At 41.5% G+C, this 7,806-nt stretch carries 9 protein-coding genes and 1 other RNA gene; 8 read left to right on the plus strand and 2 right to left on the minus strand.

Going from position 1 to position 7,806, the window contains the following annotated elements:
- On the minus strand, positions 1 to 452 hold a 452-nt coding region (locus tag VF500_RS25765), incomplete at its 3' end, for a family 1 glycosylhydrolase (RefSeq protein ID WP_330862408.1).
- Positions 453 to 746: 294 nt separating this feature from the next.
- Here VF500_RS25765 and VF500_RS25770 point away from each other — a divergent pair.
- The 8 genes from VF500_RS25770 to VF500_RS25805 all read left to right on the plus strand — a co-directional run bounded on the left by VF500_RS25770 (position 747) and on the right by VF500_RS25805 (position 7,432).
- The gene (locus VF500_RS25770; protein WP_330862409.1) at positions 747 to 1,214 is read left to right on the plus strand and encodes a DinB family protein; all 468 of its coding nucleotides are present in this window, start codon (positions 747 to 749) and stop codon (positions 1,212 to 1,214) included.
- Positions 1,215 to 1,257: 43 nt separating this feature from the next.
- Positions 1,258 to 1,668 (plus strand): hypothetical protein, encoded by a 411-nt coding sequence (locus VF500_RS25775; protein WP_330862410.1) that lies wholly within the window; start codon positions 1,258 to 1,260, stop codon positions 1,666 to 1,668.
- Complete coding sequence (locus tag VF500_RS25780; protein WP_330862411.1) at positions 1,668 to 2,315, plus strand: SCO family protein; 648 nt, start codon at positions 1,668 to 1,670, stop codon at positions 2,313 to 2,315. The genes VF500_RS25775 and VF500_RS25780 overlap by 1 nt, the downstream gene beginning before the upstream one ends.
- Positions 2,312 to 2,728, plus strand: a complete 417-nt coding sequence (locus VF500_RS25785; RefSeq protein ID WP_330862412.1) for a c-type cytochrome — start codon at positions 2,312 to 2,314, stop codon at positions 2,726 to 2,728. Before VF500_RS25780 ends, VF500_RS25785 begins: the two co-directional genes overlap by 4 nt.
- 132 nt (positions 2,729 to 2,860) lie before the next feature.
- Positions 2,861 to 3,247, plus strand: an RNA gene (gene rnpB / locus VF500_RS25790) — RNase P RNA component class A.
- Positions 3,248 to 3,427: 180 nt separating this feature from the next.
- A complete protein-coding gene (locus VF500_RS25795; RefSeq protein ID WP_330862413.1) occupies positions 3,428 to 4,810 on the plus strand; it encodes a sigma-54 dependent transcriptional regulator in 1,383 nt (460 codons plus the stop codon).
- 97 nt (positions 4,811 to 4,907) lie between these two features.
- Complete coding sequence (locus VF500_RS25800) at positions 4,908 to 5,375, plus strand: lipocalin family protein (RefSeq protein WP_330862414.1); 468 nt, start codon at positions 4,908 to 4,910, stop codon at positions 5,373 to 5,375.
- Positions 5,376 to 5,758: 383 nt separating this feature from the next.
- The gene (locus VF500_RS25805) at positions 5,759 to 7,432 is read left to right on the plus strand and encodes a hypothetical protein (RefSeq protein ID WP_330862415.1); all 1,674 of its coding nucleotides are present in this window, start codon (positions 5,759 to 5,761) and stop codon (positions 7,430 to 7,432) included.
- On the opposite strand, the gene VF500_RS25810 is transcribed toward VF500_RS25805, so the two are convergent.
- Positions 7,429 to 7,806 (minus strand): fructosamine kinase family protein (locus VF500_RS25810; RefSeq protein WP_330862416.1); only part of this gene is annotated, 378 nt, incomplete at its 5' end. The two genes, VF500_RS25805 and VF500_RS25810, sit on opposite strands and share 4 nt — an antisense overlap.

The following is a 7,806-nucleotide window of genomic DNA, read 5'->3' on the forward strand; positions in this document are numbered from 1 at the left end:
CAGCTTATTGCATCGCGATTTGTCCAACCGCCTTTAACTTCAAGAACATGAGGCAAATCCCAGTGATAAACAGTTAACCATGGCTCCACGCCTTGTTTAATACAATAATTAATTACCTGGTTGTAATAATCAATGCCGGCCTGGTTGATTTTGCCAGTACCTTCGGGCAAAATACGGGTCCAGGATATGGAGAAGCGAAAATTGGGAATATTGAGTTCTTTAATAAGGTCGATGTCGCGCTCATAGAGGTTATAAAAATCACAGGCAGTTTGCGCATGGTCGCCGTTCAGGATCTTTCCTTTTTTGGCGGTAAAGGTATCCCAGACAGACAATCCTTTTCCATCGGCCTCGTGCGATCCTTCTATCTGAAAAGCAGCCGTCGAAACGCCCCATTCAAAGTCGTTGCCAAAAAGATCTTTGCTTAAATATATTTCCCGGTCAGTAAGTTCCATTAATTTGAGCTACAAAAGCCCAAAAGTGCAATTATATTTATAAATGAAAAATTATAAGTGATAACTTAATGTATGAACGACGAACGCATACTTTTAAGCATCATCCACTGACGAAAATTAGTCAGCAACCTTGAAATATTTATAATGAATTTCATAACCTTGTGTTTTAGCTATAAAATAAAGGTAACAAGCAGATGTTTGCTGAATATGACAACTATGTTATTTAATTGTTAACCAGCATCTTTACCAAGATACAAAATTGCTTTGATACATTAGCCGTTAATTTTGTGCATCGTGAAAAATTACTTCATAAAAATGTTTGCCTACAATCGTTTTGCCAATCAGCAATTGATACAGGCTATGGAAGCCGGTGGTGTGCCAGGTATAACCCTAAAACTGATGGGGCACCTGCTCGCTGCCGAGCAAGCCTGGCTTGAAAGGTGCAAGCTCCTCCCTCCTTCCATGCCGAACGCATGGCCCGAAAATGTTACAATTGAGCAATGCAAACAACAGGTATCTGAACGTTATGAAGCATGGGTAACGTTCTTAAATGAAACCAATGAGGAAGATCTTGATAAGATAATCTCCTATCATAACTTTACCGGCGACTATTTTGAAACCCAACTGAGCGATATCGTGACGCATGTACTTAATCACGGCACACATACCCGGGCGCAAATTGGGCAGCAATTGAAATTTGCAGGTACAAAAACTTTACCTGTAACAGACTATAGTTATTATTTAAGAGTATTAAACAGCTAAACATTTAGCATATTTGCCAAGTTTTATCACGTTATCAAAAACCATGAAAAAATATCTATTCATAGCCCTCGGAGCGACTTTGATACTGGGTTGTACCGATACCAAAAAACAGGAAAAAGATCTTTTAAACCAGGTAATTGCTGTACATGATAAAGTGATGGCCAATGATGAGCAATTGATGAAAAACAAGATGCTGCTCGATAGCCTGGTAAAACATAATGCTCCTAATATCAATAAGGATACAGCCCAGGTGTATTTAAAACTGGTTGATGATGCTGATAATGCCATGAGCGATTGGATGCATAAGTTTGACGCCGAAACAAAAGGTAAATCGCACCAGGAAATCATGGATTACTTTGAAGCTCAAAAAAAGCTCATCAGTAAAATAGATACGCAAATCAATGTGGCTGTTACAGGCTCAACTAAATACATTACCCAAATACCCGTAAAATAATGAGGAAACTTTGGATAGGCATTGTAATATTAACGCTTTTTAATGCATGCAAATCAAACACGAAAACCGCTCTTCCTATATTAGGTTATAAAACACCTGTAACTAAAACGGTTGATGGTAAAACCGTAACAGATACCGAGTATGCCACCATCCCCCCTTTCAAGTTTGTAAACCAGTACGCCGATACAATTACGCAGAAAAACTTGGATGGAAAAATTTATGTGGCCGACTTCTTTTTCACCACCTGCCCTTCCATTTGCCCGGTGATGCACCGCAATATGCTCAACGTGTATAAAGAATTTAAAGCCGATGATAATTTCAGGATCATTTCGCACACTATTGATCCTAAATATGATACCGTACCGGTATTAAAACGTTACGCCGATAAATTAGGCATTGCCGGCAATACATGGTGGTTGTTACACGGTGAAAAGGGCGATACCTATAAAATTGCCAAAAGCTATCTGCAAAGCGTATCCGAGAAAAATCCAAAAGGCGAATATATTCACGATGGTTTCTTTATCCTGATAGATAAGCAAAAACGTCTTCGCGGCACTTATGAAGGGACAGATCCGGCAGAAGTAACCAAACTGATAGCTGATATCAAAACACTGAAAGCCGAACCGGATCAAATTGCTGCTAAATGAGGATCAAAGTAATTGGCGCTATAGCTATCTTGTTAGTTGTAATTGGTGCATCATGCCAAAGCGATGACCAGATTGAGTTTAAACGCTATTACTCTGCGGGGAGCCTTGTTTATCAACAGCATTGCCAAAATTGCCATGGAGATAAAGGGCAAGGCTTGTCTGCTCTTATCCCTCCTTTAACAGATTCAACTTACCTTAAAAGCAACAAAACAGTACTTGCCTGCTTTGTTAAGAATGGCCTTAAAGGAAAAGTCATTGTAGCAGGCCGCACATTTGACGATGAAATGCAGGCTGATGATATAGCTCCGCTTGAGATTGCTAAAGTGCTTACCTACGTTACCAATTCTTTCGGTAATAAAATGGGGACTATTACATTGCAACAGGTTCAGGATGATTTGAAAAATTGCAAATAGCTTTTTGTTCATAGATCATAGTTGATACTTTATAGCAACAAGATAGTGATTGGCTGTTGTTCTACCATGATCTATTTTACTATGATCTATGAACCATCAACCATGAACTAAACTAATTTCCCTATCTTTACAACCGCAAAACGTTCTATCGCTGCTAATTTTTTGGCGGAGGAAAGTCCGGGCAACATAGAGCATCCTGCTTCCTAACGGGAAGGCGCCGGCAGCCGGCGACAGCAAAGTGCCACAGAGAAAATACCGCCCGCTTAGGTGGGTAAGGGTGAAAACGTGAGGTAAGAGCTCACGGCATAACCGGGCGACCGGCTATGACGGTAAACCTCAGGAGTTGAAAAACCAAATAGGTCCTGAAAGCGGAGTTGCTCGCTCCCGTATCTGCCGCAAGGCAGGTCGTTAGGATGGGTAGGTTGTTTAAACCTGTTAGTGATAACAGGGCCAGATAAATGATAGAAGTTGCCCTTTAAAAAGGCAAAACAGAACCCGGCTTATAGGTTTGCTGCTGTATAACCCCTTACTGTAAAGTGAGGGGTTTTTTATTTACATCCATCTATTTTCGATAATTTTCAAAAACCTGCAAACATTTACCCAGCTTAAACCTTTATAAGCACATTAAAAGTGTTTGTTTTTCTATACAAACTCATATATTAGCAAACAACAATTACTATCGGTACATAACTATAAAACATGGCTAAAATTTTAATAATTGATGATGAGCGGTCGATCAGGAATACGCTTCGCGAGATTTTAGAGTATGAAGATTACGAGGTTGAAGACGTAGATAACGGGGTTGACGGCCTTCAGTTAATTGAAAAAAAAGACTATGACCTGGTACTGTGCGACATTAAAATGAACCGCATGGATGGTATGGAGGTGCTTACCGACGGCCTCGCCATTAAACCCGATCTTCCCTTCATCATGATTTCAGGTCACGGCACGGTTGAAACCGCTGTGGAGGCCAGCAAAAAAGGCGCATTTGATTTTATATCGAAACCACCAGACCTGAACCGTTTGCTCATTACAGTTCGCAACGCGCTTGACAGAGGAAGCTTAGTTGTTGAAGCCAAGGTACTTAAACGTAAAGTATCAAAGGTGCGCCCTATTTTAGGCGAGTCGCAGGCTATTATTAAGATCAAAGAAACTATTGACCGCGTTGCACCTACCGATGCACGCGTACTGGTTACCGGCGCTAACGGCAGCGGTAAGGAATTGGTAGCACGCTGGCTGCACGAAAAATCAAACCGCTCGGGTGCTCCTATTATTGAGGTTAACTGTGCGGCCATTCCGTCAGAATTAATTGAAAGTGAATTATTCGGTCACGAAAAAGGTTCGTTTACATCAGCCATAAAACAACGCATTGGCAAGTTTGAATCGGCAAGCGGCGGAACCCTGTTTCTGGATGAGATCGGTGATATGAGCCAATCGGCCCAGGCAAAAGTACTGCGTGCCTTACAGGAAAACAAGATCACACGCGTAGGCGGCGAAAAGGAAATTGATGTTGATGTACGTGTAGTAGCGGCAACAAACAAAGATCTGCTCAAAGAAATTGAAGCAGGCAATTTCCGTATGGACTTGTACCACCGTTTAAGCGTAATATTGATCCATGTGCCACCACTTATAGAACGTAAGGACGATATTACGCTGTTAACTCAAAGCTTTTTGGATGAGATATGTAATGAATACGGCATGCCGGTTAAAAAGATCTCTGATGCTGCTCTGGAGGCACTTAAAGCCCTTCCGTGGACAGGCAATATCCGCGAGCTCCGTAACATGGTTGAGCGCTTGATCATCCTGAGCGACAAAGTTATCACCGATAACGATGTACGGGCGTTTGCTAATCCTTCGGCACCCGTTGCCGTTACTGCAGGTACAGCGGCTCCTGCCCCGCAAACAGATTTTGATCAGTTCAATAACTTTCAGGAGTATAAAGATTTTGCTGAGCGCGAATACATCAAATTTAAGCTGGAGAAAAACAACTGGAATGTTTCAAAAACAGCAGACGATATTGATATCCAACGCAGCCACCTTTACAGTAAAATTGAAAAATTTGGCCTGAAGCGCGGCGAATAGCATAAACTTTTGAAATTATTTTAAAAAGCATCGGCAAATATGATTGCCGATGCTTTTTTTATGCTATTATTGTATATCAATAACCTTTATTAACACCATGAAAACCTATTACTTAGCATTTCTTGCGTTGCTTGTGCTATCTTCGTGCGGCAATCCACCAAAACAAACTACAGAAACTACTCAACCAGCCAATAAGCTCGATGGAACCTGGCACCTGATATCAAGTAAAAGCATTGCGAAGGGAGATACCTCGGTAACTACACCGCCAAAAGACCAGGAAATGTTCAAGATGTTTAACGCTACAAACTTCGCATTCTTCACGCATGACCTGGTACACGGAAAAACAGCCAAACCCGTTTATTCCTCCGGCGCGGGCACCTATACCCTATCCGGCGATGATTATACAGAGCACCTGGCCTATTGTGATGCCCGCGATTGGGAAAATAAGGATTTCAAGTTTAAGCTAACTATCAAAAATGACACGCTCGTTCAAAAAGGAATTGAGAAGATAGAAGGCCTCAACGTTGACCACGAAATTATTGAAACATACGTTAAAGTGAAGTGAGTATCGCATCACAATTAATCATACCATCCAAACTTAAAAATCCCGGGCTGCAAGGTTCGGGATTTTTCATATGCTATTCATACTGGTAATTATATATTAAATAAAGGTTATACAACCTTTAACTTATTTCAGTCGCCCCTATTTCATCTAATTATAATCAATTAATTTACAATAAATTAAATCGAATTTTCAAAACCTTAAAGAATATTGTAACCTCGACAATAAACTATACGTTAAAACACACATAACTACACTACTACTCATATTCCTGAAACTTTAAGTAAAAAAATAACTCCGTAAGGTTCATGGGATAGTTATGCGGTTTTCGCTGCCTCTGAAAACAATGAATATGTTTTTTTATTAACACTTATTAATTGTAGCTTATGAGCACAAAACTACCACAAGGCATGCAAATCGTATTTCACAGTAAAATACTGGCAGTCATCTTATTTTCTACTTTTTTATTCAGCAGGTGCCGGCCGGAAAAACTCACTCCTCCTGCAAAAAACTCCGAAAAAACTACCGCTGGTATTAACGGGGCATCGGCTAACATAAAATTAAGCTCATACAGTGGTGTCGGCGTTCCGTTAAAAGATATGTTTGGCATCAATGCCTATGAGTGGAACTTTTTACAGGACCCAGCCAATCCTAATCTAAAAAGCACCATTTATGAAACCAATATGGCGCTTATTAAATCATTCAGCGGCGTTAGGCATTACCTTGGTTGGGCCCGGATGGAAAGTACAAGAGGCAATTATACTTTCAGTCCAACTCATGAAGGCAGCTGGGATTATGACCTTATTTATAACCGTTGCAAACAGGAAGGTATTTTAGTTTTGGCTGATATAAAAAATTGCCCGCCATGGCTGGTTAGTACTTATCCTAACGATATGCAGGACCTTGAAAATGCCCCGCTCCTTTACGGATTGAGCAAAGCGGATCCGGCAAGTTATATTGATCAGGCGCATATGGCCTTTCAGTTTGCTGCGCGTTATGGTTATAATGTCAATATCGACAGATCGTTAGTAAAAGTTGATTCAAGCGTACGATGGACTAATGACCCGCCAAACCAGGTAAAGATAGGTATGAGCCTTGTTTCGTATGTTGAATGTGATAATGAGCGCGATAAATGGTGGAAAGGGCCTGCAACGCAACAAACTGCCGAAGAATACGCGGCCAATATGTCGGCCTTTTATGATGGAGATAAAGGCAAGCTGGGCAAAAATGCTGGCGTAAAAAACGCCGACCCTAACATGAAAGTTGTGATGGGTGGCTTGGCTACCGCCAATGTGGATTTTGTTAAGAAAATGGTAGAGTGGTGCCGTACCAACCGTGGCTATCGGGCTGACGGCAGCGTCGATCTGTGTTTCGACATTATCAACTATCACTATTACAACAACAATGGTAATATCTTAACTCATCAATCTGCCACTATTGGGCTCCCTCCCGAGCTTTCTATGGCAGGCCAGATTGCCGATTCATTTGTTCAATACGCAAACTCTTTAGCTAAGCCTGTTCCTGTATGGGTAACCGAATCCGGTTATGATATAAACCAGGGAAGCTATCAGAAAGCTTTATACGTAGGTGATAAATTACCAAAAGATACACAGGCCGATTGGATCTTAAGAACTTCGCTCCTTTACATCAGGCACGGCATTCAGCGGGTTTTCTACTATCAGCTTTTTGATGATACCCCAAATGTTGATGTTCAGTATGCAACATCTGGCCTGGCCGAAAACGGGAAACGCCGGCCTGCCGCCGATTTTATATTGCAAACATCAAAATTAATGGGTGCCTATACATATGCCGGAACTATCAGCGCTGACCCGCTGGTTGATAAGTATATAGCAGGTACACAAACCATGTATGCACTTACCATCCCGGACTTTAGGGCCCGCACCGGTACATACACCCTTGACCTTGGCACTCCCAAAGCAAATATCTACACCTTAAAAACAGGCGCAGACGAAGCTGTTAAAACCCAGGTAAATACAGTTGATGGCAAATTAATTATAAATGTATCTGAAACGCCAACCTTTGTACAGGGTACAAACTAAACAAATACCGAAAGATTTTCCCTCACCTGTTTGGCGTACACACCGCCAAATAGGTTTACATGAACCAGCAGGGGATACAGGTTCCAAAGCTTAAGTCGTTGCTGCCAACCCGGGAGCAAAGGAAATTCCTGGTTATAAGCTTCGTAAAAAGCATGATCAAAACCGCCGAAAAGCGTGGTCATTGCAATATCAAATTCGCGGTTGCCATAGCTAACCGCCGGATCGATCAGGTACGGTTTACCTTCGGTGCTGATCAAATAGTTGCCGCCCCAAAGGTCGCCATGAAGCAATGCCGGTGGTTCTTCTGTAAACAGACCGGGGAATTTCTTATAGAGCTCGTCAAAATGATGCATGTCACTTTTAACAAGTTCCTT

Origin of the sequence: Mucilaginibacter sp., from assembly GCF_036383575.1 — a bacterium.
Lineage (GTDB): Bacteria > Bacteroidota > Bacteroidia > Sphingobacteriales > Sphingobacteriaceae > Mucilaginibacter.

Coding starts and splice junctions, on each gene's coding strand:
- VF500_RS25775 (WP_330862410.1), top strand. CDS start 1,258: ATGAAAAAATATCTATTCATAGCCCTCGGAGCGACTTTGATACTGGGT.
- VF500_RS25780 (WP_330862411.1), top strand. CDS start 1,668: ATGAGGAAACTTTGGATAGGCATTGTAATATTAACGCTTTTTAATGCA.
- VF500_RS25785 (WP_330862412.1), top strand. CDS start 2,312: ATGAGGATCAAAGTAATTGGCGCTATAGCTATCTTGTTAGTTGTAATT.
- VF500_RS25795 (WP_330862413.1), top strand. CDS start 3,428: ATGGCTAAAATTTTAATAATTGATGATGAGCGGTCGATCAGGAATACG.
- VF500_RS25800 (WP_330862414.1), top strand. CDS start 4,908: ATGAAAACCTATTACTTAGCATTTCTTGCGTTGCTTGTGCTATCTTCG.
- VF500_RS25805 (WP_330862415.1), top strand. CDS start 5,759: ATGAGCACAAAACTACCACAAGGCATGCAAATCGTATTTCACAGTAAA.